This is a genomic window from Streptomyces sp. NPDC107559 (genome assembly GCF_055657365.1).
The window spans coordinates 69,378-96,145 of record NZ_JBVKBD010000002.1 but is presented as its reverse complement, the minus strand read 5'-3'; the positions used below and the strand labels follow the sequence as shown (position 1 = coordinate 96,145).

The 26,768-nt window shown below is 74.1% G+C and carries 16 protein-coding genes; 8 read left to right on the top strand and 8 right to left on the bottom strand.

Going from position 1 to position 26,768, the window contains the following annotated elements; translation table 11 throughout:
* Positions 1-140: 140 nt before the first annotated feature.
* The 4 genes from ACZ7OY_RS07045 to ACZ7OY_RS07030 all read left to right on the top strand — a co-directional run bounded on the left by ACZ7OY_RS07045 (position 141) and on the right by ACZ7OY_RS07030 (position 4,545).
* Positions 141-1,001, top strand: a complete 861-nt coding sequence (locus tag ACZ7OY_RS07045; RefSeq protein WP_351622281.1) for an amidohydrolase family protein — start codon at positions 141-143, stop codon at positions 999-1,001.
* A gap of 13 nt (positions 1,002-1,014) precedes the next feature.
* Positions 1,015-2,724: a thiamine pyrophosphate-dependent enzyme gene (locus ACZ7OY_RS07040; RefSeq protein WP_471910444.1), complete on the top strand. Its 1,710-nt coding sequence runs from the start codon at positions 1,015-1,017 to the stop codon at positions 2,722-2,724.
* A 20-nt stretch (positions 2,725-2,744) separates the two neighbouring features.
* A complete protein-coding gene (locus ACZ7OY_RS07035; RefSeq protein ID WP_471910443.1) occupies positions 2,745-3,818 on the top strand; it encodes an Ldh family oxidoreductase in 1,074 nt (357 codons plus the stop codon).
* Between the two features lie 142 nt (positions 3,819-3,960).
* On the top strand, positions 3,961-4,545 hold the full coding sequence (locus tag ACZ7OY_RS07030) for a hypothetical protein (RefSeq protein ID WP_471910442.1): 585 nt from the start codon (positions 3,961-3,963) through the stop codon (positions 4,543-4,545).
* Between the two features lie 106 nt (positions 4,546-4,651).
* Here the strand turns inward: ACZ7OY_RS07030 and ACZ7OY_RS07025 are convergent, their stop codons facing one another.
* Positions 4,652-5,752 carry a class I SAM-dependent methyltransferase gene (locus ACZ7OY_RS07025; RefSeq protein WP_471910441.1) on the bottom strand — a complete coding sequence of 367 codons (1,101 nt, stop codon included), beginning with the start codon at positions 5,750-5,752 and terminating at the stop codon, positions 4,652-4,654.
* Positions 5,753-5,910: 158 nt separating this feature from the next.
* Between ACZ7OY_RS07025 and ACZ7OY_RS07020 the strand changes: the two genes are divergently transcribed.
* A complete protein-coding gene (locus ACZ7OY_RS07020; protein WP_471910440.1) occupies positions 5,911-7,107 on the top strand; it encodes an RNA-guided endonuclease InsQ/TnpB family protein in 1,197 nt (398 codons plus the stop codon).
* Positions 7,108-7,137: 30 nt separating this feature from the next.
* Here ACZ7OY_RS07020 and ACZ7OY_RS07015 read toward each other — a convergent pair whose 3' ends face one another.
* From ACZ7OY_RS07015 to ACZ7OY_RS06990, 6 genes are all read right to left on the bottom strand, one after another.
* Positions 7,138-8,343, bottom strand: a complete 1,206-nt coding sequence (locus tag ACZ7OY_RS07015; protein WP_471910439.1) for a glycosyltransferase — start codon at positions 8,341-8,343, stop codon at positions 7,138-7,140.
* Positions 8,340-9,161, bottom strand: a complete 822-nt coding sequence (locus ACZ7OY_RS07010) for an alpha/beta fold hydrolase (protein WP_471910438.1) — start codon at positions 9,159-9,161, stop codon at positions 8,340-8,342. Before ACZ7OY_RS07010 ends, ACZ7OY_RS07015 begins: the two co-directional genes overlap by 4 nt.
* Before the next feature lie 3 nt (positions 9,162-9,164).
* The gene (locus ACZ7OY_RS07005; protein ID WP_351608421.1) at positions 9,165-9,479 is read right to left on the bottom strand and encodes an acyl carrier protein; all 315 of its coding nucleotides are present in this window, start codon (positions 9,477-9,479) and stop codon (positions 9,165-9,167) included.
* Entirely contained in the window at positions 9,476-14,395 is a 4,920-nt protein-coding gene (locus ACZ7OY_RS07000; protein ID WP_471910437.1) for a type I polyketide synthase, read from the bottom strand. The genes ACZ7OY_RS07005 and ACZ7OY_RS07000 overlap by 4 nt, the downstream gene beginning before the upstream one ends.
* Before the next feature lie 35 nt (positions 14,396-14,430).
* Positions 14,431-21,834, bottom strand: a complete 7,404-nt coding sequence (locus ACZ7OY_RS06995) for an SDR family NAD(P)-dependent oxidoreductase (protein ID WP_471910436.1) — start codon at positions 21,832-21,834, stop codon at positions 14,431-14,433.
* 452 nt (positions 21,835-22,286) lie between these two features.
* Complete coding sequence (locus ACZ7OY_RS06990) at positions 22,287-23,063, bottom strand: SDR family NAD(P)-dependent oxidoreductase (RefSeq protein WP_471910435.1); 777 nt, start codon at positions 23,061-23,063, stop codon at positions 22,287-22,289.
* Between the two features lie 190 nt (positions 23,064-23,253).
* Between ACZ7OY_RS06990 and ACZ7OY_RS06985 the strand changes: the two genes are divergently transcribed.
* Positions 23,254-23,616, top strand: a complete 363-nt coding sequence (locus ACZ7OY_RS06985; RefSeq protein ID WP_351608410.1) for an ArsR/SmtB family transcription factor — start codon at positions 23,254-23,256, stop codon at positions 23,614-23,616.
* On the top strand, positions 23,613-24,245 hold the full coding sequence (locus tag ACZ7OY_RS06980) for an SRPBCC family protein (protein ID WP_471910434.1): 633 nt from the start codon (positions 23,613-23,615) through the stop codon (positions 24,243-24,245). The genes ACZ7OY_RS06985 and ACZ7OY_RS06980 overlap by 4 nt, the downstream gene beginning before the upstream one ends.
* Before the next feature lie 49 nt (positions 24,246-24,294).
* Here the strand turns inward: ACZ7OY_RS06980 and ACZ7OY_RS06975 are convergent, their stop codons facing one another.
* Positions 24,295-24,873 (bottom strand): TetR/AcrR family transcriptional regulator, encoded by a 579-nt coding sequence (locus ACZ7OY_RS06975; RefSeq protein ID WP_471910433.1) that lies wholly within the window; start codon positions 24,871-24,873, stop codon positions 24,295-24,297.
* Between the two features lie 431 nt (positions 24,874-25,304).
* Here ACZ7OY_RS06975 and ACZ7OY_RS06970 point away from each other — a divergent pair, with 431 nt between their 5' ends.
* On the top strand, positions 25,305-26,738 hold the full coding sequence (locus ACZ7OY_RS06970; RefSeq protein WP_471910432.1) for an MFS transporter: 1,434 nt from the start codon (positions 25,305-25,307) through the stop codon (positions 26,736-26,738).
* Positions 26,739-26,768 lie beyond the last annotated feature (30 nt).

Below are 26,768 nucleotides of genomic sequence, written 5' to 3'. Positions count from 1 at the left end.
GGGGCGAACGCCCTGCGTACAGCGTGATTTCGCGCAACAACAGCTTGCGCTCCCAGGGGCTCCGCAAGGCCTCACGGCCCGCCTAGCGTTCCCTCAGCAACGCCCCACCCCCCGCTCTGCGAAGAGAAAGAAGTAGCGGCATGTTCGTTGTCGACACCCAGATCCACATCTGGAAGGAAGAGACCCCGGACCGCCCCTGGGTCCCGGGCGCCCGCGAGCGGATCCGTCTGAACGGCCACCGCGAGGACCCCTTCTCCTACGAGGAGGCCCTGGAGCTGATGGACGAGGCCGGCGTCAACCGCGCGCTGATCCTGCCGCCGTCCTGGGAGGGCGACCGCATCGACTACGCCCTGGAGGCCTGCGAGGCGCACCCCGACCGGTTCGGCATCATGGCCCGCATCCCGCAGAACAAGCCCGAAGAGGGCAAGGCGATGCTGGCGGACTTCGCGCAGAACCCGCATGTCAAGGGCACGCGCCTGACCTTCCACCGGCCGCAGGACCGCAACTGGATGATCGACGGCACCAACGACTGGTACTGGCCCATCGCCGCCGAACTCGGCATCCCCACCATGGTCCACGCCCCGATCTGGAAGCGCGAACTCGGGGAGATCGCCGCCCGGCACCCCGAGCTGAAGATCATCATCGACCACATGGGCATCATGGCCCGCTGTGTCGACGACGCGATCGGCTACTGGGTCCAGGAGACCGCCGACCTCGCCGCCCACCCGAACATCTACGTCAAGGTCTCGGCGCTGCCCGGCTACTCCACGCAGCCGTTCCCGAACCACAACATCCAGAAGTACGTGCGCGAGATGGTCGACAAGCTGGGCCCGCAGCGCTGCTTCTACGGCACCGACATCACCCGGCTGCTCGGCCACGGCATCACCTACACCGACACGATCGAACAGTTCACCAAGCACTGGGACTTCACGCCCGAGGAGCTTGAATGGATCATGGGCCGCGGTATCTCCGAGGTCCTGAACTGGCCGATCGAGGGCTGAGGACACACCAAAGATGACGGACAGCAACAACATGCCGGGCGTCGACGGCGGTGACGCCGTCGTCTCCGCCTTCAACGCCGTCGGCGCCGACTACCTCTTCTGCTCATCGGGGTCCGAGTGGGCCCCGGTGTGGGAGGCCCTGGCCCGACGCCACCGCGACGCGGAGCCCGCACCGCAGTACCTCGACCTGACCCACGAGACCGTCGCCGTCGGCATGGCCACCGGCTACGGGCTGGTCGAGCGCCGCCCGCAGGGGGTGCTGCTGCACGCGGCCCCCGGCCTGCTCCAGGGCTCGATGGCCGTGCACGGCGCGCTGCTGGCCGGCGTGCCCATGGTGGTCGCCTCCTCCGAGTCCACCACCTACGGCGACGCCCCCGGCCACGACCCGGGCGGCCAGTGGTACCGCAACCTCTCGATCGTCGGCGGACCGCACGGCGTCGCCCGGCCGTTCACCAAGTGGTCCAACGAGGCCGCCAGCGTCCACACCCTGCCCACCATGATCAGCAGGGCGGCGGAACTGGCGTGGCGCGCCCCGGCCGGACCCGCCTATCTGAACATCCCGCTGGAGATCCTGCTGGAGGACTGGGACGGCCGCGAGGCCAAGCCCGTCGTCCCGCCGGGCTCCACCCACAGCTCGCCCGAAGAGGTCGACCAGGTCGCCCAGTTGATCCGTGAGGCGGGCAACCCGGTGATCGTCACGGAGACGGCAGGCCGCGAGGCGGGCGGATTCGAGGCCCTGGTGGCCTTCGCGGAGGCCTGGAACATCCCGGTCGTCGAACCCGATTCGGCGGTCTGCGCCAACTTCCCGCGCACCCACCCGCTGCACGCCGGCAGCGACATCGGCCCCTGGATGGACACGGCGGACCTGATCCTCCTGGTCAACTGCCGGGCCCCCTTCTACCCGCCGTCCCGGCGCCCGGCCACGGCGCAGATCGTCGTCATCGACGAGGTACCCCAACGCCCGCACATCGCCTACCAGGTGCTGTTCGCCGACCGCTACCTCGAAGGCGACGTCGCCAACACCCTGCGCCAACTGGCCAAGCGGGCCAAGGACCTCGACGTGGCCGCCGTCACCGCGCGGCGCGCCGAACAGGAGCACCGGCACGCCGACGAACAGGCCGCGATCGCCGCCGCCGAGGCCAGGGCCGAACAGGACCAGGGCATCGACCCGGTACTCGTCGCCGCCACCCTGCGCCGACTGCTGCACGCACAGGACGCGGTCGTCGTCGACGAGACCATCACCCACAGCCGTGTCGTCCGACGCCATCTGCGCACCGAGGACCCGGACTCGTACTTCTACGTACAGGGCGGGCTCGGCCAGGGCATCGCGGTCGCCCTCGGCGTCAAACTCGCCGTGCGGGAACGGCCGGTGGTGCTCACCGTCGGCGACGGCGCGTTCACCTACAACCCGGTGATCCAGTCGTACGACGCCGCCCGGGCCTACGACCTGCCGGTACTGATCGTGATCTTCAACAATCGGGTCTACAAGTCGATGAATCTCAACCACCGCCGCTTCTACCCCGAGGGCGCGGCCGCCGGGACCGGCGAATGGCTCGGCACCGATCTGCACCGGCTGCCCCGGCTCGCGCGGTTCGCCGAGCCGTTCGGGATGCACACCGAGACCGTCGACACCCCCGACGCGCTCACACCCGCCCTGGAGCGCGCGCTCAAGGCGGTGGCGGACGGAACCACCGCCGTCGTCGACGTCCTCGTCACCCGCTGAACCAGGAGGCACCCGCCACCATGTCCGACACCCCGACCCCCCGGCCGGCGAGGACAGTCGTCCCCGCCGACGAACTGCGCGCCTTCTCCGCGGCCCTCCTCGAAAAGGGCGGCCTCGGCCCCGAACACGCCCGTACCACCGCCGACGTGGCGGTCTGGGCGGCGCTGCGCGGAGTCGAGTCCCACGGCATCGCCCGCGTCCCCGCCTATCTCGACCTGCTGGCCAAGGGCGTGGCCAACGCCGACGCGCGGATCCGGATCGAGGCCTCCACCCCGGCCGCCGCCGTCCTGGACGCCGACCGTGCCCCCGGCCCGGTGGCCCTCACCGCGGCCGCGGCGGAGGCGGTCGACCGGGCCAGGACCAACGGCGTGGCCGCCGTCGGCGTACGCGGCACCGTGCACACCGGGGCCATCGGCTACTACGTCTCGAAGATCGCCGAGCAGGGCCTGGTCGGGATCGGCTTCGTCGCCGGCATGCCGAACATGGGCTACACCGGCGTCAAGGGCGCCGCCGTGGCCACCAGCCCGCTCGCCGTCGCCGTACCCGCCGAGGACCACGCGCCGCTCCTCCTCGACATGGCCACCGCGACCATCGCGCTTGGAAAGATCCGCCAGGCGAAGGCGAGCGGCACCCCGCTGCCCGAGGGCGCCGCCGCCACCGCGGACGGCACCCCCACCACCGACCCTGAGCAGGCCGTCATGCCGCTGCCGCTGGGCGGCGCGAAGGGCTCGGGCATGTCCCTCGCCTTCGAACTGCTCACCAGTGTGCTGGTCGGCGCGCCGATCTTCGCCGCCTTCCACTCGGACGACCCGGCCGGCCGCAGGCACCGCCAGAACGCGCTGCTCATCGCGCTCGACCCGGCGGCCTTCGGCGGCACGGACGGCTTCACGGCAGCGGTCGACGACACCCTGAGCACCCTCAAGGGCCTGCCGGCGGCCGACGGCGCGGACGGCGTGTACTACCCCGGCGAGCGCAGTGCCGCGGTGGCGGCGGACCGGGCAGCGCGGGGTGTGCCGGTCGCGCCGAAGGTCTGGCGCGACCTCACCGAGCGCGCCGGACAGCTGGGTGTCGCCCTTCCGGGAACCGTCGGTTAGGACCTGTCCTAGCCGGACCCGGGATGCGACGTTCGTGTCGGTGCACGGGCAACCGATCGGCGGACAGTGGTGGTCTGGACGGGTGGAGAGGCGCCCTCCCATCGTCCGAACGTCGTGTACATCGCGAGGAGTTGTTCATTCCATGACCGGGATCCACAAGTACGTGGCCGCTGCCGTGGTCGCCGCCGCGCTGATCAGCGGGCCCACGGTGGCGCGCGCCGTCTCGCCGGACCGTACGGCGTCCGTCACCACGGAGCCGGTGGCGCCGGTGGCGTGGAAGGCCGCCGCCACGCCCCGGATCGTCGCCCCGGGAGAGCATGTCGTCGTGCCCGGCACCGCCGAGTTCTGGCTGACGGCCGAGGGCAAGCACTGGAGCACGGTCGACGACCCGGACCCGCAGTTCCGCAGCGTGGTCGACGGGAACATCGACCTCAGCCGGCCGGGTGTGTCGATGCAGACGGAAGGAGCGGGCGCCCACTACCTCTTCTCCGGTCTGTACTACGGCGGCAAGGGCACCGCCTCGCGCGTCACGGTGCACACCACGGCCGGGGTCGCGCACGGCAAGCTCCTGGAACTGCCGGGCAAGCCGGGCTGGGGCGTCTGGTACGCCACCATCGATCTGTCGGCGATCGGCGACTGGAACAGTTTCGCCGTCTCCCGTGTCGTCGTGCGCGACACCCACGACAAGGTCTACGCCGAACTGGACATGACGCCGAAGCTCGGCTGAGCGTGCCGGCGGCGGGGGCCGGACCGTCCAGGTCCGGCCTCCGTACCGCCCGTCCCGCTTTTCGGGGGTGGGGACGGGCGGTACGGGGGGCGCGGTGCTGTGCGGGTCAGTCCCGGCGGGCCACCAGACGGTAGGCGTTGGACAGACCCAGGCGGTGCGACAGCGGGCGGACCGCGAACCGGTCCAGCAGCGTGCCCAGGACGAGCGCCGGGATCCCCGCGACGAGCAGCGCCACCCGCCCGGCCCGGCGCAGCGCGCCCGGCGGCCGCGGCAGCCAGGGCGCGTCCTCGCGGGGAGCGGCCTGGTCCAGCGCCAGCCACACGGCGGCGAGCAGGTCCACCGGGTCGTGCGGCTCGGCGTGCTGCTCCGCCACCACCGTGAAGCCCAGGTCCGTCAGCCGGCGGCGCAGATTGGCGACCGGCACGAAGTGCAGGTGCTGCGGCTGGAGCCAGGGCAGCCACCAGCGGCCCAGGAGCCGGGCGTAGCGGCTCTCGGGGTCCGGGACCTCGATCAGCAGATGGCCGCCGGGCCGCACCGCCCGCCACGCGGCCCGCAGTTCGCGCTCGGGGTCGGTGCTGTGCTCCAGGTAGTGGAACATGCTCACCACGTCGTAGCGGCCGTCGAGTCGCGGTGCCAGGTCGGGGAAGGCGCCGCGGTAGCCGTGCGCCACGCGGCCCTCGGCGGCGGCGAGTTCGACGCCGTCGGTGAAGTCCAGCCCGTCGAACTCCGTGCCGGGCAGCACCTCCCGGGCGGTCGCGCAGAAGTGGCCGTGCCCGGTGCCGACGTCGAGCCAGGTCTTCGGGGCGGGGTCGTACGGCAGCATCGACTCGGCGCGGTCCCGGTACATCCCGGTGCGGCCGCCGAAGGTGTCGCCGAGCTTCTTCTCGCCGAGGCCGTCGTAGAAGTCGCGGTAGTAGAACTCCAGTCCCGTCTCGCTCAGCCGGGGGTTCTGGAAGACGTGCCCGCAGGCCTCGCACCGGTCGAGGACGAACCGGCCCGGCTTGTGCTGGAGCAGGTCGGTGGTGCGCAGCCGGGTGGTCAGCCGCCCGGCGCCGCACCAGGGGCAGGTGGTGCGCGGCGGCTCGAAGAGCCGCTCCGGGCCCTCGGCCAGCTCGGCCAGGTAGCCGGGGCGCAGCGCGGCCACCCGCCCGGCCCGGCCCGGCTCCTCGGCGGCCGCTCCGGCCGGCTGCTCGGTCTGCTCACTCATCGGGGCTCTCCTTCGTGGATACCCCTGCCTTCAGGCAGGGGAGGAAACGAAGCTCCTGCGGGGCAGGGCAGGAAAAGCCGGTTCGCTTCTAGGGCGAACCGGCGTCTACCCCCAACCACTCGCACTCCGCCACGAATTGACGGGTTAGTGTGTGAACTGTGAGGGCGACCCATGTGAAGCGGGCGTTCAAGTACCGCTTCTGGCCGACCGATGCGCAGGCGGCGGAGCTGTCGCGTACGTTCGGCTGCGTACGCAAGGTCTACAACCTCGCCCTCGCGGCTCGCACGGAAGCGTGGATGCGACAGGAGCGGGTGAACTACGACCAGACGTCGGCGATGCTGACGGCCTGGAAGAAGACCGAGGAACTCGCCTACCTGTGCGATGTCTCCTCGGTCCCGCTCCAACAGGCCCTGCGGCACCTGCAGACGGCGTTCACGAACTTCTTCGGCAGACGTGCCGGGTATCCGCGCTTCAAGTCGCGGAAGAAGTCGCGGAAGTCGGCGGAGTACACCGCCAGCGCGTTCCGGTTCCGCGACGGCAGGCTGACCCTGGCAAAGATGGCGCAGCCGCTCGACATCGTCTGGTCGCGTCCGCTGCCCGAGGGCGCGTCGCCGTCGACGGTGACCGTGTCGCAGGACGCGGCCGGACGCTGGTACGTGTCCCTGCTGTGCGAGGACCCCTCCGTCCAGCCGCTGCCCGCCACCAGCACGTCTGTCGGCATCGACGTCGGACTCGAGCACCTGCTGACCCTCTCGACCGGCGAGAAGGTCGCCAACCCCCGGCACGAACGCCGCGACCGCGCCCGTCTCGCCAAGGCCCAACGCCGGCTTGCCCGCAAGGCCCTGGGTGACGGAGCGAACCGGGCCAAGGCCCGCCGGAAGGTCGCCAAGGTCTACGCCCGCATCACCGACCGCAGGCGTGATCACCTGCACAAGCTCACCACTCGGCTCGTTCGTGAAAATCAAACGATCGTGATCGAGGACCTCGCAGTGCGGAACATGATGAGGAACGGCCACCTGGCCCGCGCTGTCAGCGATGCGGCATGGTGGGAATTCCGGAGCATGCTGGAGTACAAAGGCCGGTGGTACGGCCGCGAAGTGATCGTGATCGACCGCTGGTTCCCGTCCTCCAAGCTGTGCTCCGCCTGCGGCACCCTGCAGGACGAGATGCCGTTGGGCGTCCGCGAGTGGACGTGTGGCTGCGGGACGACCCACGACCGGGACGTGAACGCGGCGAAGAACATCCTGGCCGTCGGGCTGACGGCGTCTGTCTGTGGAGCTGGTGTAAGACCTCAACGGAGTACTCCGGGCAGGCAGTCGGCGATGAAGCAGAAACCCCAACGGCGCGAGCCGTAGGAATCCCCCTTTTTCAGGAGGGGGAGGAAGTCAACGGCTCTCCCTGGCGAGTTGTTCGAGACGGTCCGCCGCCGCGGGGGCGCCCCCGGCGGCGCGGAAAGCCGTACCGATCCGCTCGGCGGCGGCACGGTGCCCGGGGTCGTGCAGTACGGAGTCGAGCGCGGCGCCCAGCCGGGCGGCGGTCACCCGCCCGAACCTGACCCGGACGCCCGCTCCCGCGTCCACCACCTGCCCGGCCACCACCGGCTGGTCGTCGCGGATGGGCGCCACCACGAGCGGGACCCCGTGCCACAGCGCCTCGCACACGGTGTTGTGACCGGCGTGGCAGACCACGGCGTCCGCCCTTTCGAGCAGGGCGAGTTGGGGCACGGAGGGCAGCACCAGCAGATCCTTGTCCTGGCTGTGCCCGGCTCCGCCGTCGGCCGCGCCCAGGGTGTCCGCCGGGTCGACGACGACCGCCTGTACCCGGTTGGCCCGTTCGCGCAGGGCCTCCCGGCAGACGGCGAGGAAACGCCCGCCGGCGTCGGTGTTCGCGGTGCCCAGGGTCACCAGCACCGCGGCCCGGCCGGGGTCGAGCCACTCCCAGGGGAAGGCGGAGAGCCGCTCCGCCCGGGCCGTGACCGACGGGCCGACCCAGCGGACCGGGCCACCCCGCGCGGCCGCCGACGGACCGGCGAACTCCGCCGTGCTGAACGCCAGCACCAGATACGGCGAGAACCGCGGATCAGTGTCGCCGGCCGGGTCCCCGACGGACGCGCGCAGCTCCGCCAGGCGCTCCGCCAGCCACTGGCCGACCTTCGGCAGCGCCGCCAGCGGGTCGGCGAACTCGGCCGAGGTGGTCGCCGAGGTGGCCCACGGCAGCCCCGCCCGCTCGGCGACCAGCGCACCCGCGAACGCCTGCTGGTCGGCGACGACCACGTCCGGACGGAACGCCTCGACCGCCGCCCGCACCCCCGGCGCCATCGCCTCGGCCAGCGGCAGCAGGTACCACTCCCACAGGAACCTCAGCGCCTCGGGGCCCCGCAGACCGGGCGGCCGCCGCGCCTCGCCCACCCCCGGCACCGGCCCGGCGCACGGGAACACCGGGGCCCGGTCACCCGCGAGGCGCCCCACCAGTGCGGGGTCGGCGCAGGCCCACGCCACCCGATGGCCGCGCGCGAGCAGCCGGTCGGCGACCCCGACGGCCGGGTTGATGTGTCCGACCAGCGGCGGTACCACGAACAGGAATCCGCTCACCGCGCACCGAGCCCCGGCCGCGGGGCCGCCAAGGCCCCCTGGATCAGCGCCAGGACGTGGCCGCCCACGGTCCCGGCCGCCTCCACCAGCACCGAGTGCTCGTGCCCGGGTATCACCACCGTCCGGCAGTCCGGCAGCAACGACCGCAGCCAGGGCGCGAGTTCGGCGAGGTCGGAGTCGCCCCCGTAGACGCCGAGCACCGGACAGCGCACCGCGCCGATCCGCTCCTCCGTCAGGACCCGGCTGGCCGGGATGTCCTTGCCGAGGGTGGTGTCCCGGGCGAGCCGCGCCGCGCCCCGGGCCAGCCGCGCCGTGTTGTGGCCCCGATGGGCGGTGATCCAGGCCAGCGCGTCGGGCTCGTTGTGCGCCAGCTCGGTCATCACCCGGTCGAGGATGCCGCCGAGCTTCGACGCCCAGGCGGCGGTGGCCGGTTCGGACTCGATCAGGGACACGCTGGCCACCCGCCCGGGGTACCGGGCCGCGTAGCCGAAGGCGATCGTGCCGCCGTAGGAGTTCCCGACCAGGTGCACGGGCCCGGTCACCGCCAGCCGGTCCAGCAGCGCCCCGAGGTCGTCGATGCTCCGGTCCAACGTGTAGCCGTCGGGCGGCCGTTCGCTGCGGCCGTGACCCCGCAGGTCGTACATGACGACGTCGAGACCGGCCGCCGCGAACGCGGGGGCCACGGTGAAGTAGTAGCTGGCCAGGCTGTCGGTGAGCAGACCGTGGACCAGCACCGCGGTGCCGGTGACCGGACGGCCGTCGCGCGGGCCGATGCGCTGTACGTGCAAACGGAGTTCGCCGATGTCGACCATCGCCATGCGTCAGCTCGCCCCCGCCGCCTTCAGGCTGCTCACCACGTACTCCACGAGCCGCCCGACGGTGAGCTCGATGATCTCGTCGAACTCCATCCCGGCCAGGAACTCGGCGAAGTTGACCTGTCCGCCGTAGCGTTCCTCCAGCAGTCCCGACAGGGTCACCAGGTCGATGCTCTCCAGCTCCAGGTCGCGGTTGAAGGTGGTCGCCATGCCGATCTCGACGTCGTCCAGGCCGTACTCGTCCTCGACGAGCCGGGCGAGCAGTCCGGCGATGTCGGCGAGGACCAGGTCCGCGTCGGCGGGGTGGGGGGTGGTGTTCATGGGGCGTGCTCCTCCTCGTGGGGGATTCCGGTCGGGCCGATCGGTCCCGTGGTCCAGGCCACGGCATAGGCCCGCTCGGTCAGTCCGGGCGGGTTCGCGGCCGGCGCGCACCGCACCGCGTACGCGCGTTCCAGGCGCCCCGAGACGGTCAGCCCGTCCCCGGCCGGGGACGCCTCCAGCACGACGAAGTCCCGTGGCCGGCCGCCGAAGCCGGTGCCCTCCGCCTTGGCGACCGCCTCCTTCGCGGCCCAGAACCGGGTGAACCACAGCGCTTCGGAGTCGCCGCCGGCCGCGCACAGCCCGTGCAGCAGCCGCAGTTCGTCCGCGCCGAGCACGCTCGCGATCGCCTGCGGGTCGCGGTCGGTGACCTCCTCGATGTCGATGCCCGGCCCGGGAGCGGGCGTGTGCGGCCGTACGATCGCCACGCCCGCCTCCGCGCGATGGGCCAGCGAGACGTCCAGCGGGGGCAGGTCGCGGCCGTGCACCCCGGTGACGTACGGGCGGCCCACGTCGTCGTTGTGCACCCGCAGCTCCGCCGGGAACACCGGGCCCTCGCCGTGGTCCCACAGCCACTGCCGTACGGCGTCCTTGACCGCGATCCGGCCCAGCAGCCACTGCCGGCGGCCGCGCGGCGCGTGCCTGGCGTACTCCGAACGCTCCTCCCCGCCCAGCGAGTTGCGCATGATCAGCTCGCGCGAGGCCAGGTCCGGCCACCGTTCGTGCACCAGCGACCAGCCCCCCGGGCGGGCCTCGGACAGGGTGTTGCGCTCCGGGAAGCGCTCCACCGGCCTGGTGTGCGGATCGTTGTCGAACCGGCGGTCCTGCCAGCCGCGCAGCTCCGCCCACACCACACCGGCCACCGACAGCTGTACGTCGGCCTCCAGCACGGTGTCGGTGAGCGAGGTGATCCGCACCAGACACTCCACCCGCGTCCCGGGGGCCGGATGCGGGCCGTGGAAGCGCATCTCCCGCATCCCGACCGGGAACACGACCGTCCGCTCGGTGCGGGTCGCCATGATCCAGTAGCCGAGGAGCTGGCCGACGTTGTCCAGCAGGGCGCCGGGCGCGGCCGGGGCGGTGATGACCCCGCGGATGTGCCGCTCGCCGAGCGCGGAGAGTTCGGTCACCCCCTGGAACGCCGGGCCGTGGAACATCCAGCGCTCGCCGTACAGTTGGGCCGCCGTGCGGCCGGGCGTGCGCTCGCCCGCGGGGTCGGTCCGCCACCGGTCGGGCGGCGGGGCCGGGTAACCCGTGGCGAGCTCCACGGTGGCGCGGGCCCGGGGGCCGAAGGACAGGGCGAGCCGGTCCGGTGCCACCGGTTCGGCGGTGACCTGGACGTCGACGGCGGGGGTGGCCGTGAGCCACTCCTCGAACCGGGCGCCGTGCACCGCGACCGGCACCTTGCCCGGTGCCGCCTGCCGGGCCGCGTCCATCAGGTGCTGCACGATCGTGGTCGCCGGGACCACCGGCCAGCGGTCGGCCACGTCCGGCCAGCCGGCCCGCTGGGGGAAGAAGCAGTGGTCCAGCAGGTACGGCATGGTCTCCGGCGAGACGCGGACGACCGACGTCCGTACGCCGGTGCCCGCCGCCGGGGGAGCGCCGCCCGGGGACCGCCTCCGCGTCCCGGTGACGGGCACCGGGGCCGGGACGGCGGCGGGGACGGGCCCGGAGACCGGGGCGGAGGCGGGGGCCGGGGGAGGGGGCGGGCCGGACGGTCCGGGCCGGGGGGCGGCTCGCGCGGTGATCAGCGCGGCCGCCGTGTCCGCGGTGTCGCGCAGCAAGGCGTCCAGCTCGGCCGCGGCGGGGAACCGGTCGGTGAGCGTGCCCAGCACGGACCGGGTGGCCGCGCCGGGAGCCGCGGAAGTCGCCCGTAACTCGGCGCGCAGACCGGCCAGTTCCGGGCCGTCGAGCGAGATCAGCGCCCCGCCGAGGTCGAGCCGCACGGCCGGCCGCGACGACAGCGGGCCGACGGCGGTGCCCGTATGGGTTCCGGCTCCGGCGGCGGTGTCCGGTCCGGTTCCGGCGGCGGTGTCCGGTCCGGTTCCGACATCGGGCCCCGGCCCGGTCCCGGTGGTGGTGCCCGGTCCGGTTCCGGCGGCGGTGCCCGGTCCGGTTCCGGCATCGGGCCCCGGCCCGGTTCCGGTGGTGGTGCCCGGGCCAGCTCCGGTGGCGGATCCCGGCCCGGTCCCGGAGGTGGTGCGTGGCCCGGTTCCGGCGGCGGATCCCGGTTCGGCTCCGGCGCCGGTGCCCGACCCGGTCCCGGTCGGCAGGGCGGGGGCCACGGCCGCCCCCGCCGTCCACAGCGCCGCCGCCACCCGGCGCAACTGCGCGAGACCCGTGCGGTGCGGGGAGTTGGCGGCCACGGCCAGATGGTCGCGGCCGGCCAGGGTGTCGCCCACGAGCGACCCGAGCTGCCCGGGCCCTACCTGGACGAAAGTCCGATGCCCCGCCGCGTACAAGGCCTCGGTCAACTGCCTGAAGCGCACCGGTTCCAGCAGATGCCGGACGAACAGCTCACGCACCTCCGTCTCCCGCTCGGGGAACGGCGCCGCGGTCGTCCCCGACCACACCGGGACCGTCGCCGGATGCAGCCGGAAGCGCTGCGCCGCCTGTCTGATCGGACCGAGGTACGGCGCCAGCATCGGCGTGTGGAAGCCGGACCGGAACGGCAGCACCCGGCCGAGCACACCGCGCGCCCGGAACGACCGTACGAACGCCTCGACCGCCGCGTCCGGTCCGCACACCATCGACTGGCCCGGCGCGTTGTCGTGCGAGAGCACCAGACCGGCGCCCGCCCACTCCTGCTCCAGGGCGGCCAGCACCCGCTGCGCGGGCGCGCCGACGGCACCGAAGGCCAGTCCCGGCACCGTCACCGAGTCCGGGTCGAAGTCCGCCATGAAGGCGTCGACCTCGTCCCCGGAGTACAGCCCGGCCACCGTCATCGCGGTCCACTCGCCGACGCTGTGCCCCGCGACCGCGTCCGGCACGACACCCGTGCGACGCAGCGCGGCGTCGAGCAGGCGCCCGACGGCGACCACGCCGAGGCCGTGCCGGCCCACGTCGGCGACGCCGTCGCCGCCGGGCGTCGCACCGGGCAGCCCGAAGTGCGCGGCCACGTCGTCGACGCGCGGGGTGAACTCGCCCTCCAGGCCAGGGAAGACGAAGGCGAGCCTGCCGTGGCCGGGGCCGAGCAGCGGACCGGGCCGGAACCAGACGTCGCCCCGGCCGTGCCAGGGGCGGCCCCGGCCGACCGCCCGGCGGGCCACGGCCAGCCGCTTCGCGGTCGGGTCGACGACGGCGAGCCGGGCCCGGCCCGCGGCCGGATGCGGCAGCGCGGGGTCGAGGCCGGCCGCGCGTACCGAGTCGTCGTAGGTGTCCAGGAGGGCCGCGAGCGGCTCGGGTCCGTCGGCGGCGAGCAGCAGGACCCGCTCGGGTTCGGCGACCCGCACGACCGCGCGCCCGGCCTTCGGTACGTCCGTGCGCCTGGCCTTGGGGGCGTGCGCCGTCGCGCCGGGCGCGGGTTCCTCCTCCAGCACCACGTGCGCGTTGATCCCGCCGAAGCCGAAGGCGTTCACGGCGGCCCGCCGCGGCGGCCGGCCGGGCGAGGTCTCCCAGGGGACGGCCTTCTCCAGCGTACGGAAGCGGGTCTCGGTCAGCGCCGGATGCGGGTCCTCGCAGTGCAGGGTCGGCAGCAGCGTCGCGTGGTGCACCGCGAGGGCGGCCTTGACCAGCCCGGCCACCCCGGCGGCGGGCATGGTGTGCCCGATCATCGACTTCACCGAGCCGAGCACCGCGCGCTCCGCCCCGGATCCCTCGGGCGGGCCGAACACCGCGCTGAGCGTGGCCAGTTCGGCCCGGTCGCCGGCCGGGGTCGCGGTGCCGTGCGCCTCCAGCAACCCGACCGAGCCGGGCGCGGCCGGGTCGAGTCCGGCGGCCAGCCACGCCTGCCGCACGGCGCTCGCCTGACCGCCGGGATCGGGGTTGACCAGACCCCCGGTCCGGCCGTCGCTCGCCACCCCGGTGCCCCGGATCACCGCGTAGATGCGGTCGCCGTCGCGCCGGGCGTCGGCCAGCCGCTTCAGTACGACGACGCCGGTGCCCTCGCCGACGAGGATGCCGTCGGCGTCCCGGTGGAACGGGCGTATGCGCTCGCTGGGGGAGAGGGCGCGCAGCTGGGAGAAGACGCTCCACAGCGTGATGTCGTGGCAGTGGTGGACGCCTCCGGCGAGCATCAGGTCGCAGCGGCCCGAGGCGAGCTCGCCCACCGCTTGGTCGACCGCGACCAGCGAGGAGGCGCAGGCGGCGTCCACGGTGTAGGCCGGGCCGCGCAGGTCGAGCCGGTTGGCCACCCGCGAGGCGGCCAGGTTGGGCACCAGACCGATCGCCGACTCCGGGCTGTCCGGCCCGAGCCGGTCGGTGAAAGCCGCCCGCACAAGCCGCAGTTGAGCATCCGTCAGATCCGGGAGCAGTTCGCCGAGGGTGCGTACCAGCTGCCCGGCCGTGCGCACCCGCTGGTCGAGCCGGACCAGTCCGGGGGTGAGATAGCCGCCCCGGCCGAGGACGACACCGACCCGCCGCCGGTCGGGCAGCCGGTCCGTGCCGCCCGCGTCCTCGAGGGCGGCGGCGGCCACATGCAGCGCGATGAGCTGGTCGGGCTCGGTGCCGGCCACCGAGTTCGGCATGATCCCGAACCGGGTCACCTCCACCTCGGCCAGTGCGTCCACGAACCCGCCCCGGCGGCAGTACACCTGGTCGGCGACGGCCGGTGCGGACGCGGTGCCGGGACGGTAGTAGTCGACGTCCCACCGGTCCTGCGGCACCTCGCCGATCGCGTCAACCCCGTCCCGCAGGTTGCGCCAGTACGCGTCCAGGTCCCGGGCGCCGGGCAGCAGCACCGCCATGCCGACGACGGCCACCGCCGGAGCTTGCGCGGGGCCCGTCACCAGAGCCCTCACCAGCCCGAGGCGGTGTAGACGACGGCGGTCGTCGACGCGTCGCCCCAGGCGAGTTCGCGCAGCAGGGCCGCGGTGCCCTCCTCGGGGTCGATCAGGCGGATGCCCCGGCGGCCGTAGGCGCGGGCCAGCTCCGGGCCCACCATGCCGCCGTGCCGGGCGGCGGGCGCCCACGGTCCCCAGTGCACCGTCAGCGCCCGGTGCCCGGTGCGGGCGGCCCAGGCCGCGCCGAGCGTCTGGAGCGCGTCGTTGGCGGCCGCGTAGTCCGCCTGGCCCCGGTTGCCCAGAACCCCGGCGACACTGCCGAACAGCACACTGAACGCGGGCCCGTCGGGCAGCTCCTCCAGCGCGGTCAGCAGAGCGTCGGCGCCGGTCGCCTTGGTGCCGTAGACCCGCTGGAAGGACTCGGCCGTCTTCTCGGCGATGACCCGGTCCTCGATCACCCCGGCCGCGTAGACGACGCCGTCGAGACGGCCGTGCTCGGCGTGGATCTCCTTCACCGCCTGGAGCACCGCCTCGGGCTCCCGGAAGTCGACGCAGCGGTAGCGGACCCGGCTGCCGAGCGCCCCGAGCTCCGTCAGCGTCGCGGTGATCTCCCGCTGGGCGAGCAGGAGTCCGGCGGCCCGGTTGATCGCGGCCGGCGTCATCCCGCCGCGGGCGGCGAGCGCCGCGCGCAGTGCGGCCGGGGTGCGGGCGGCGGCCGTGTCCGGATCCTCCGGGCCGTCCGGCGCGGGTGTCCTGCCGAGCAGTTCGAGCCGGCACCCGGCCGCCGCGGCGAGGGCCACGGCGCACTGCGCGGTGATGCCGCGCGCCCCGCCGGCCAGCAGCACCACCGCGTCCCGGTCCAGGCCGAGCGCGGCGGCCTCGGCCGCCCCCGCACCGGCCGGTCCGGCGCCGGTGCTGCCGAGGATGCCCAGCGGTGCCTCGGCGAGCTCCAGACCGAACCGGCCCTCCGGCCGGCGCAGCACGACCGGGGTGCGGTCGGGCGCGCACACCTCGTCGACCAGCGCGTCCGCGAGCAGCAGCGCCTCCGCGACGGTCAGCGTGTTCGTGACGGCCGGTGTGTTCGTGACGGTTGGTGTGTTCCTGACGGTTGGTGTGTTCGTGACGGCCGTCGGGTCCGGTCCGGCCGATGCGGTCGCCACCTCCACCGTCCGTGCGACCGTGCGCGGGTACTCGCGCTCCACGGTGCGGAAGAATCCGCGCAGCCCCGCCGCCACCGTGTCCGGCGCGTCCCCGTGGACGGGCCGCAGGGCCAGCAGCCGGTGCGGTCCCCGGGCCAGGGCGGCCTTCAGGACGGGGAAGGCGTCCGGCAGCACCGGCGTGTCACCCGTCACGGGATACACGACGCCGTCCACCCGGCCGTCGTCCTGCGCGAGCAGATGGTCCCGGTCGCGTACGACGACCTCGGCGCCGTACGAGGCGAGCCGGGCGCCGATCTCGGGAGCGTCGCCGAGGACGACCCACCGGGTCCCGGACAGCTCGGCCGCGGGATCCGCCGGATCCGTCGCACCGTCCTGCGGACCGAGGGGCACCGACCGCAGCAGAAACCGCTTGGGCGCCGCGCCGCGCACCGCCGTGTCGTGCATCTCGTCGTCGTGCACCGTCGCGTCGTGGGCCGCCGACACGGCTTCGGCCGACCCGTCCGCCCGCTGCGCCTCGACTGCGTCGCTCGCTTCGGTCACCTCGGTCGCGTCAGTCGACTCAGATATCTCAGCCGTCTCAGCCGTCTCAGCCGTCTCAGCTGTCTCGGCTGTCTCAGTCGTCCCGGTCGCCTGGGCGGGTCCGGAGAGCCGTGCGGTCAGCCAGTCGGTCACCGCGGCGGCCGTCCGTGCCTTCGCCAGTTCCTCCATCTCGGCGTCGTCGAGTCCGGCGAGGTCCGTGCCGCTCCCGGCGCCCAGGCGCCGGGCCAGTTCACCGGCGATCTCGGCCCGCTTGATGGAGTCGACGCTGAGGTCGGCCTCCAGGTCGAGATCGGGCTCGATCATGTCGAGGGGATAGCCGGTGCGCTCGCTGATGATCTCCAGGACCAGCTGCCCGACGTCGGGCCCCGCGACCGGTGCGGCCCCGGTGCCGACCGTCTCGGCGGCCGACGATCCGGTGACCGGCGGCGGCTGGGGCGACGGCACCGACGCGCGAGGCGGTTCGGCCATCGGCGCTGCGGCCTGCGGGGGCGACGGGACGGCGGCGGGCGGCGCGGCCGTCCGCTCCCCGGCCGGCGCTCCGAGATAGGTCATCAGCACATCGCGCTGGGCGGCGATCATCTCGCGGCTGGTGCGCAGGAATTCGGCGATCAACGCGTCCTGGGCGGCCTGGCGGTCCTGACCGTGCGGGCCGTGGTGGCCGTACGGGGCGGACGGGACCGAGTGCGGGGGGTTCGTCGGCACAGTCGTCTCCACGACTCGTCGGGCCGGTGCGAGCGCACCGGGAAGGAGGTCTCCGGCGGCGGTGCGCACCAACTGTCCGTCGACCGTCCAGCCGGGTCGCCTCGGCACCGGCGTACGCACCGCGTCGGCGGCGTCGCGGCCGCGCAGCAGCGGGCCGGTGCGCACCGGCAGCCCCGCGACGGCCAGCCGGGCCAGGGCGTCCAGCCAGCCGCGCAGTCCGCTGTCCGGATGCGGTTCGCAGGCCACCGTCCGGTGCGGCCGGTCGCCGAGGATCTGCCCGACCAGCCGGGTCAGCACGGATCCGGGACCGGCCTCGACGAAGGTCCGCGCACCCGCCTCGTACATCGCCTCGATCTGCTCGACGAACCCGACGGGGGCGCCGATCTGCGCGGCGAGTCCGGCCCGTACCGCGTCCGGGTCGGCTGCGTACGGCCGCGCGGTGCGGTTGGACCACACCGGGAACTCCGGCGCGCGCACCGGCCGGGCCGCGAGCGCCGCCGCGAACCGCTCGCCGGCCGCGGCGACCAGGGGGCTGTGGAAGGCGCAGGCCACAGGGATGCGCTGGGCGCCGTACCCCGCCTCGCGCAGCAGCCGTACGGCGTCCGTGACGTCGTCGGCCGGGCCGGATATCACCGTCTGGCGGGGTGCGTTGCGGTTGGCCACGACCACCGTGGCCGGGGCCCCCGCAGTCCGCAGCGCCTCGGTGACCTCGGCGGCGCCGGCCGTGACCGCGGCCATGGTGCCCGGGTCCGCTCCGTGGTCCGCCCCGGCGGCCGCGAGGATCGCCGCCGCCCGTTCGTGGCTGAGCGCGAGCAGCGTCTCGGGGTCGAGGGCGCCGGCCGCGCCCAGGGCGACCAGTTCGCCGTAGCTGTGCCCGGCGGCCATGTCCGGCCGCACCCCGGCCGTGGTGAGCAGGGCGTGGGCGGCGAGTCCGGTGATGCCGAGGGCGGGCTGCGCGGCCCGGGTGTCGGTGAGCGCCGCCCGCTGCCGGTCATGTGCGCCGTCCTCGAAGGCGGCGGGCGGGTACAGCCGGTCCGCCTGGTCGGCGCCGAGTTCGAGGTAGTGGCGCAGCTCGGGGAACGCGACGAACAGGTCGGCGAGCATGCCGGGGCGCTGGCTGCCCTGGCCGGGGAAGAGAAAGGCGACCTTGCCCTCGGCCGGGTCCTGGGCGGGACGGGCGGTGGGACCGTCGGCGAGATGGACGCCGTGTGCCGGATCGTGCTCGCCGGCCAGCGCCTGCCGCAGCCGCACGATCAGTTCGTCCACGTCGGCGGCCACGACGGCCACCCGCGCCGGATCCGGGCAGACGTCGGCCCGGCGGGCCGCGCTCAGCGCCAGGTCGCGCAGCCGCCATGGCCGGCCCTCGGTCTCGGCGGCCGCGAGCAGCTCCTCGACGGCCCGGTGTGCCGCGGCGGTGTCCCGGCCCCGGAACACGAAGAGTTCGGCAGGCCAGACGTCCAGCGTCTTGGCCGGCGGGGCGCCGTGCGCGTACGCGCCCAGCACCACGTGGAAGTTGGTCCCGCCGAAGCCGAACGCGCTGACACCGGCGTGCCGTTGCCCTGCCGGGGCCGCCCACGGCCGGGCCCGGGTGTGGAAGACGAACGGGCTGCGCTCCGCGTCCCAGGCCGCGTTGGGGCGCTCCAGGTGCAGGGTGGGCGGCCGGACCCCGGTGTACAGCGCCAGCACGGTCTTGATCAGCCCGGCCAGTCCGGCGGCGCACTTGGTGTGCCCGATCTGCGACTTGACCGAACCGAGCACACAGCTGCCCGGCTCGGCCCCGGCCTCGCCGAACACCTCGCCGAGCACGGTCAGTTCGGTGCGGTCGCCGACCACGGTCCCGGTGCCGTGCGCCTCGACGAGCCCGACGTCGGCCGGGGAGACACCCGCGTTGCGGTAGGCCCGCTCCAGCGCCGAGCGCTGACCCTCGGGGCGGGGCGCGGTCAGGCCCAGCGAGCGGCCGTCGCTGGAACTGCCCAGGCCCTTGATCACCCCGTAGATCCGGTCGCCGTCCCGCTCGGCGTCGGCGAGCCGCTTCAGTACGACGCAGGCGACGCCCTCGCCGAGTGCGATGCCGTCCGCCGAGCCGTCGAAGGAGCGGGAGCGGCCGGTGGGGGAGAGCGCGTGCACCGAGGCGAACAGGACGTAGTCGTTGATGCCGTTGTGCAGGTCGGCGCCGCCGCACAGCACCACGTCGCTGGTGCCGCCGACGAGTTCCTTGCACGCGACGTCCACCGCGGCCAGCGAGGAGGCGCAGGCGGCGTCGACGGTGAAGTTGGCGCCGCCGAGGTCGAGCCGGTTGGCGATCCGCCCGGAGATCACGTTGGCGAGCATGCCCGGGAAGGAGTCCTCGGTCAGCCGGGGCAACTGGCCGTCCAGGCCCTCGGGGACGCGCCCGTGGTACGACGGGAGCACGGCGCGCAGCGTGGCCGCGTTGGACAGGTCGCTGCCCGCTTCCGCGCCGAACACCACCGAGGTGCGGGAGCGGTCGAACTCCCGTCCCCCGTCGCCGTACCCGGCGTCGTCCAGGGCGCGCCGGGCGGCCTCCAGGGCGAGCAGCTGGACCGGCTCGATGCTGCCGAGGGAGGCCGGCGGGATGCCGTAGCGCAGCGGGTCGAAGGGGATGCGGGGCAGGAAGCCGCCCCATCGGGAGGGGGTGGCGCCGCCGGTGCCCTGCGCGTCGTAGTGCACGGCCGGGTCCCAGCGCTCGGGCGGCACTTCGCCGACGGCGTCCAGGCCGCCGACGACGTTCGCCCAGAAGGTGGGGAGGTCGGGCGCCTCGGGGAACATGCAGGCCATCCCGACGACGGCGACGTCCAGCGGCGCGGGCACCACCGGCTCCCGGGGCCCGGAGCCGCCCAGCCGCTGCCCCGGCCGGGCGTCGAGCCGGTCGCGCAGCCGTGCCGTCCGCTCCGCGAGGAACCCGCCGGCCCCGGTGGTCACCGACCGGTGCAGCGCCGCGACCGTGGTGGTGGCGGAGCGCAGCACGGCCACCTCCCCGGCCATGAACATGCCGTCGGTGAGCTGGCGTTCCTCGTCCACCGGTCTGAGCGCCCCGCCGTCGCCGCGGTCCACGCCCTTGCTCGCGAGGCGCAGCCGCCCGATGTTGAGCTGTTCCAGCTCCTCCCAGATCCGCCGGTCGGGCAGGCCCGCGGACCGCAGCCGCCCCTCGTGCTCGCGGTAACCGGTGGTGAAGGGGCTCGGCACGCAGCGGGTGGCGTGACCGGGCGCGGTCTCCAGGAGCGTGGTGCGCTCGGCGGCCCGTACCCGGCGCTGGAAGAGCGGCTGGATCGCCCCGAGTGCGACCGCCTCCTCGGTGAACAGGTAGGCGGTGCCCATGAGGACCCCGACGGCGGCCCCGCGCGCGGTGAGCGGGGCCGCGAGCGCGGCGACCATCGCCGCCGAGCGCTCGTCGTGCACCCCGCCCGCGAAGAACACCTCCAGCGCCTCGGCCGCACTCCCGCCGTTCTTGCCGCGCCCGTCCTGCCCGCCGTTCTCGCCGCCTGCGTCCCGCCCGTCCTGCCCGCCGCGCCCGCCGTCCCTGCCCTTCCCGTCGCGCCCACCGGTTCTGCCGCCCGTGCCGTCCCTGCCGTCCGTGCCGTTCCCGTCGGCCGCGTCCAGGAAGTCCTCCAGGACCGCGAGCTGCGCCTCCCAGAGCGGGAAGCTGCCGCGCGGACCGACGTGCCCGCCGCACTCGGAGCCCTCGAACACGAACCGGCGGACCCCGGCCTCCAGGAACTGCCGCAGCAGTCCCGGCGAGGGCACGTGCAGGAAGGTACGGATCCCGTCCCGCTCCAGCGCCTGCGCCTGGGACGGGCGTCCGCCCGCGATGACGGCGTGCGTCGGCCGCAGCTCGCGTACCGCCTCCAGCTGGGCGGTCCGCACCTCCTCCGGCGCGAAGCCGAGCACGCCGACTCCCCAGGGCCGCCCGGCGACCGCGGCCCGGGTCTCGGTCAGCATCGCCCGGGTGCGCACGCCGTCCGCCAGCGCCAGGGCGAGAAACGGCAGCGCGCCGTCCGCGGCGACCGCCGCCGCGAACTCGGCACGGTCGCTGACCCGGGTCATCGGCCCCTGCGCGACGGGCAGCCGGGTGCCGAGCGCCCGGCTCATCGGGGAGACCGCGCCCAGCGCCCCGGCGGCCACGTCGTCGCTCACGGCCTCGCGCACCGCGTCGGTCAGCGCACGCACCGTCCCACGCGCATCACCGAAGCGGCTCGCGAACCGGGCCGCGAGGAAGCCGTCCTGACCCACCGGCAGCAACCGGGTGCTCGGATCCTGCGCGCTCAGTGCCGCGACGACCGCCGCGGGGTCGGTGCCGTCGATGCGCGGCGCGTCCGGGCCACGACGTGGCAGCACCCGGTGGCCGGCCAGCACCACCGTCTCCGAACCGTCCAGGGACCGCAGTCGCGCGGCGGCCGCCTCCGGCAGCGACGACTCGGCCAGCAGCGCGAGCTGGCCGTCCAGGACGACCCCGGCCGCCCCGCCGGCCATCGCGGCGGCCGCCGTCCGGGGGCCGATCCCGCCGCAGGCCCATACGGGGAGCGGCATGCCGGGCGCGGCGAGCAGCTGCTGGAGCAGGACGAAGGCGCTCAGTTCCCCGACCCGGCCGCCGCACTCGCTGCCGCGGGCGATCAGCCCGTACGCCCCGGCGTGGACCGCGGCCCGCGCCTCGTCGAGGTCCGTGACCTCCACCAGCACCCGGTGACCGGCCGCCACGTCCTCGGCCCGCCACGGCGCGTCCACCGCGAGCACCACCGTGTCCGGCCGTCCCGCGTCGTCGGTCCCCGGTTCGAGGTCGGCGGGGCCCAGCCGGCAGCGGGCGCCGATCCGGACCCCGAACGGGCCCGGGGTCAGCCGGCGCAGCCGGCCCAGAGCGTCACGGGATCTTCGGTCCCCGTCGCCCAGGTCGAGCACGCCGAGCCCGCCGGCCCGGCACACCGCCGCCGCGAGCCCGGCGTCGGGTTCACCGAACGGGGTGATGCCGATGATCATGTCCTCGGAACGCACAGCAGACGTCATGATTCTCCGAATCAAGCTGAGACTGCATGGTGGGGGGTGCGGTACGACAACGATGGCGGCGCGTCGGATTCCGGCCGGACCCGAGGGGGCCGGGAACACCGATCAAAGATCGTGCTCGAAACGGGTTGAAAGGTAGCCCCGTTATTACTGACTGGTCAATGTTGAATCAGCAGGGCAGTATGCGGGCGTATTGATTCGGTCAGTCGCGGGCTCCGGTAGGGGCGTCGGAAATCGGAGCAATTCCTTGATGGTGCCGGGCTGTTCACTCTCCTCACACATCGATGAAACAGCAATAGGTGAATATGGAACTTTCTTTGGTGCGGCATGTCCGAATCGGGGTGCCCTTTCCCCTCGTACGACGGGTGCGGGGGAATTCCACGGAGCGATCTTGAAGTGACCGGGAAGGGTGTGTGCCGGCTTCCGCGGGTGCCGGCGATTGTCCGGTACGCCGTTCACGCGCTGTATCCGCCGTCCACCCCCAGCGCCTGTCCGGTGATGAACCCGGCCCGGTCCGAGGCGAGGAACGCGACCGCCTCCGCGATGTCCCTCGCCTCCCCGAAGCGGCGCAGCGGGATGGCGCGCCGGGCGGCGGCGAGGGCCCGCTCGTCGAGGTCCCCCGAGTCGATCAGCCGCGCCGCGATGCCGTCGGTGAGCATGCCGGGAGCCACGCAGTTCACACGGACGCCGTAGCGTCCCTCCTCGGCGGCCAGGGCCCGCGCCACCGCCTCGACCGCCCCCTTGGCCCCCGACGACAGCCCGTCGCGGATCGGGAAGCGGCGCGTGGCGACCGTGGTGACCGCGACGATGCCGCCCCGGCTCTCCCGCAGCAGCGGCAGGCAGGGGTGGACCAGGTTGAAGAACGCCACCGCGTCGCCCTCCAGTTGGGCCCGGTACCGCTTCGGTGCGACCTGGCTCAGATGCAGCATCGGCACGTGCGGCCCGGCGGCGTACACCACCGTGTGCAGCCCGCCGTGGGTTCGGGCGGCCCCGGACACCGCGGCGGCCGTGGCCGTCTCGTCGCGGAGGTCCAGTCGCACCGCGCGGACCCGTCCGCCGTGCTTGTCCACCTCGTCCGCCAGAGTCCTGGCCGCCGCCGCGTCGCTGCGGTAGGTGAACGTCACGTCGCTGCCGCGCTCGGCCAGTACCCGGACGACCGCCGCCCCGACGGCGCCGGTGCCGCCCGCGACGAACGCGGTGCCCGCCCGGCCGGAGAAGTCCTGCCCGCTCATGTCCGTACCTCCAGCGCTCGGGCGAAGGCGATCCGTGTGCCCCCAGGTTGTAGCGGGGTGCGGCGAAGAGTGACAGCCATGTGCACGGACGGGTTCGGGGGAGGGGGCGCGAGACCCGCGGCACGAGATCCACGGCGCGAGGTCTCTTTCAGTAGCTGCTTATATAAGTGTCCAGTGATACGTTGGCCGGGTGCACGCCTTCGACGTCCTCGGCGACCCGGTACGCCGACGGATCCTTGAGCTGCTGGCCGACGGGGAGATGACCTCCGGCGCGGTCGGCGAGATCGTCCGAGCGGAGTTCGGGATATCGCAGCCGGGCGTCTCGCAGCACCTGAAGGTGCTGCGGGAGAACGGCTTCGCGACGGTGCGCCCCGAGGGGACCCGCCGTCTGTACGCGGTGAACTCCGAACCGCTGCGGGACATCGACGCCTGGCTCGACCGGTTCCGCCGCTTCTGGACCCCGCACCTGGACGCCCTGGCCACGGAACTGGCCCGCGGCCGGCGAGAGCGCCGGCTGCGCGACGCCGACGAACCCCCGAGGAGCACCCCGTGATCGATGTCACCCACCAGATCAACGCCGTACGCCGGCAGGTCGGCAAGCGAGACTTCAAGGCCGGCGAGGCCCGCGTGGTCGTCCTGAGCCAGACGTACGACGCTCCGCTCGACGACGTCTGGGACGCCTGCACCAACCCCGAGCGGATCCCCCGCTGGTTCCTCCCGGTCGAGGGCGAGCTCCGCCCGGGCGGCCACTACCAGCTCCAGGGCAACGCGGGCGGCACGGTCGAGCGCTGCGACCCGCCCAAGAGCTTCTTCGCGACCTGGGAGTTCGGCGGCGAGGTGAGCTGGATCGAGCTGCGCCTGACGCCGCAGGGCGAGAACGAGACCCGTTTCGAGCTGGAGCACATCGCCCACGTCGACGACACGAAGTGGGCCGAGTTCGGGCCGGGGGCCGTCGGGGTCGGCTGGGACATGGCGCTCGTGGGCCTGTCCCTGCACCTGGCCACCGGCGAACAGGTCGACCCGGCCGCGGCCATGGCCTGGTTCGGCTCCGAGGAGGGCCGCCGGTTCGTCATCGGGAGCAGCGAGGCCTGGGGCGCGGCGAACATCGCGGGCGGCGAGGACGAGACCCGGGCACGCGAGTCGGCCCGGCGGACCACGGCCGCGTACACCGGGACGGAGTGAGGGGGCGGGCCGGCCGGCGGGCGGGAGCCGGACCCCGGCCCGAGCGGTCTCAGCGTGCGGCGCGTACTCCGTCCAGGGCGATGGCCAGGACGCGGTCGCGCTGCGCGTCGTCCACGTAGGAGGTCGCCGTGATGCCCGCGATCAGGCGCAGCAGATCGCCGAAATCCATGTCCGGGCGGGCCGCTCCGGCCCGCTGTGCCCGCTCGAAGAGCGGACCGCCCGCCGCGTACATCGAGTCCCGGCAGGCCAGAAAGATCTCCGACTCGTCCTCCAGCGCCTCGCGCACGGCACGCTTGGTGACCAGGTAACCCGCGAAGCGGTTCAGCCAGGCCGTCAGGGCCTCCCACGGCTCCAGCTCGTCCACCTCCGTCGCGACCCGGCACAGCTCGTTCACCTCGTCCGCGTAGACGCTCTCGAAGAGCGCGCGGCGGGTCGGGAAGTTGCGGTACAGCGTGGCGATGCCGACGTTCGCGCGGCGGGCGATGTCCTCAAGCGACGCCTCCGCGCCGTGCTCGGCGAACGCCTCACGCGCGGCGGCCAGCAGCGCGTCGAAGTTGCGCGCCGCGTCCTTGCGGTGCGGCCGCTGGGCCGCGACGACCTCGCTGACGGGAAAGGACCGAGCCGTCACTGCTGCCTCCCGGGCGGATCAGGTTGAAACGGAGGGATACCTCCGTTACAGTGGAGGGGTACCTCCACTTTAGCAGCGCGGGGAAGCGCCCGCCGTGATCGCGCCCCACCGCGTCACGCCCGCGACCGCTCCGCCACGCCCCAGTCCGGTTCCGCCGCGCGTCCATCGCGCTCCCGTCACGATCCCCCGCGCCGCTCTCCTTCGCATGTCACTGCACGTCACTGCACGTCACTGCACGTGGTCGCGACGCCGTCGTCACCACGTCATGCCCCCGCCATCGTCCCGCGCGGCGTCAGCCGCGGCCGTCGGCATGCCCGGCGCCGCCCCGTGGCACGCCGTGGCGCACCGCCCGGCACGGCCACGGCCGGATGTCTCCGGCCGCCCCGTGCCCGCACGTACCCGACCCCTGCCCGGATTCGGAGAGACCCTCCATGCCCCGCACGTCCACCCGCCTCACCTTCGCGGTCCTCGCGACCGGTGCGGGCGTGTTCTCCATGCTGCAGTCGCTGATCGCGCCGGCCCTGCCGACCGTCCAGCACGCGCTGCACACCTCTCAGTCCACCGCGACCTGGGTGATGACCGCCTATCTGCTGTCCGCCTCGGTCTTCACCCCGATCCTCGGCCGCGTCGGCGACCTGATGGGCAAGAAGCGCACCCTGGTCGCCGTCCTGGTGGCCGTGCTGGCGGGCTGTCTGCTCGCCGCGCTCGCGCCGAGCATCGGCGTGCTGATCGTCGCCCGGATCGTCCAGGGCATCGGCGGCGCGCTGTTCCCGCTGTCCTTCGGCATCATCCGCGACGAGTTCGCCCCGGCCGAGGTCAGCGGCAGCATCAGCAACCTCTCCGCGGTGATCGCCGCGGGCGGGGGAGTCGGCATGGTGGCCGCCGGTCCCATCGTCTCCGCCCTCGACTACCGCTGGCTGTTCTGGATCCCGGTCGCCGTGGTCGCCGCCACCGTCCTCATCGCTCTGCGCTACGTCCCCGAGTCGCCCCGCAGGTCCGCGGGCCGGGTCAACTGGGCCGGTGCCGTGCTGCTGTCCGGCTGGCTCGTCGCGCTGCTGCTGCCGCTCAGCCAGGCCGGCCGGTGGGGCTGGGGGTCCCCCCGGGTGATCGGGCTGTTTGCCCTGGCCGCGGTGGTGTGCGCGCTGTGGCTGCGGTCCGAGGCCCGCTCCGCCAGCCCGCTGATCGACCTGCGGGTGATGCGGCTGCCCGCCGTGTGGACGACCAACCTCGCCGCGTTGCTGTTCGGCGCCGGGATGTACTCGATCTGGTCCTTCCTGCCCGGCTTCGTCCAGACCCCCGGCTCGGCCGGCTACGGCTTCGGGGCGAGCGTCACCGCGTCCGGGCTGCTGATGCTGCCCATGCTGGTCGCGATGTTCCTCTCGGGTGTGCTCGGCGGGCGGCTGGAACCCCGCGTCGGAGCCAAGGCACTGCTCACCGCCGGCGCGGCCTTCGGCGCCCTCGCCCTCGGCTTCCTCGCCCTGTGGCACGACACCCGGTGGCAGGTCGCGCTCGTCGCGGGCGTGTTCGGCCTGGGCATCGGACTGGCCTTCGCCTCGATGGCCAACCTCGTCGTCGGCAGTGTCCCGCCCGAGCAGACCGGCGCCGCGACCGGCATGAACGCCAACATTCGCACCATCGGCGGCTCGGTCGGCGCCGCGGTGACCGGTGTCCTGGTGACCGGCCGGCTCCAGCCCTCGGGCCTGCCCTACGCCTCCGGCTACACCCACGCCTTCGCCCTGCTCGCCCTGCTGTGCCTCGGCGCGGCCCTGGCCGCCCTCCTGGTCCCGGTCAAGCGCACGGCCGGCCCGCTCGGCCCGCCCCGCGCGACGGGTGCCCCGGCGCAGGCACCCGTGCGCGTACGGTAGTGTTGACCTGCGTGATCACGCGGTTCGCCG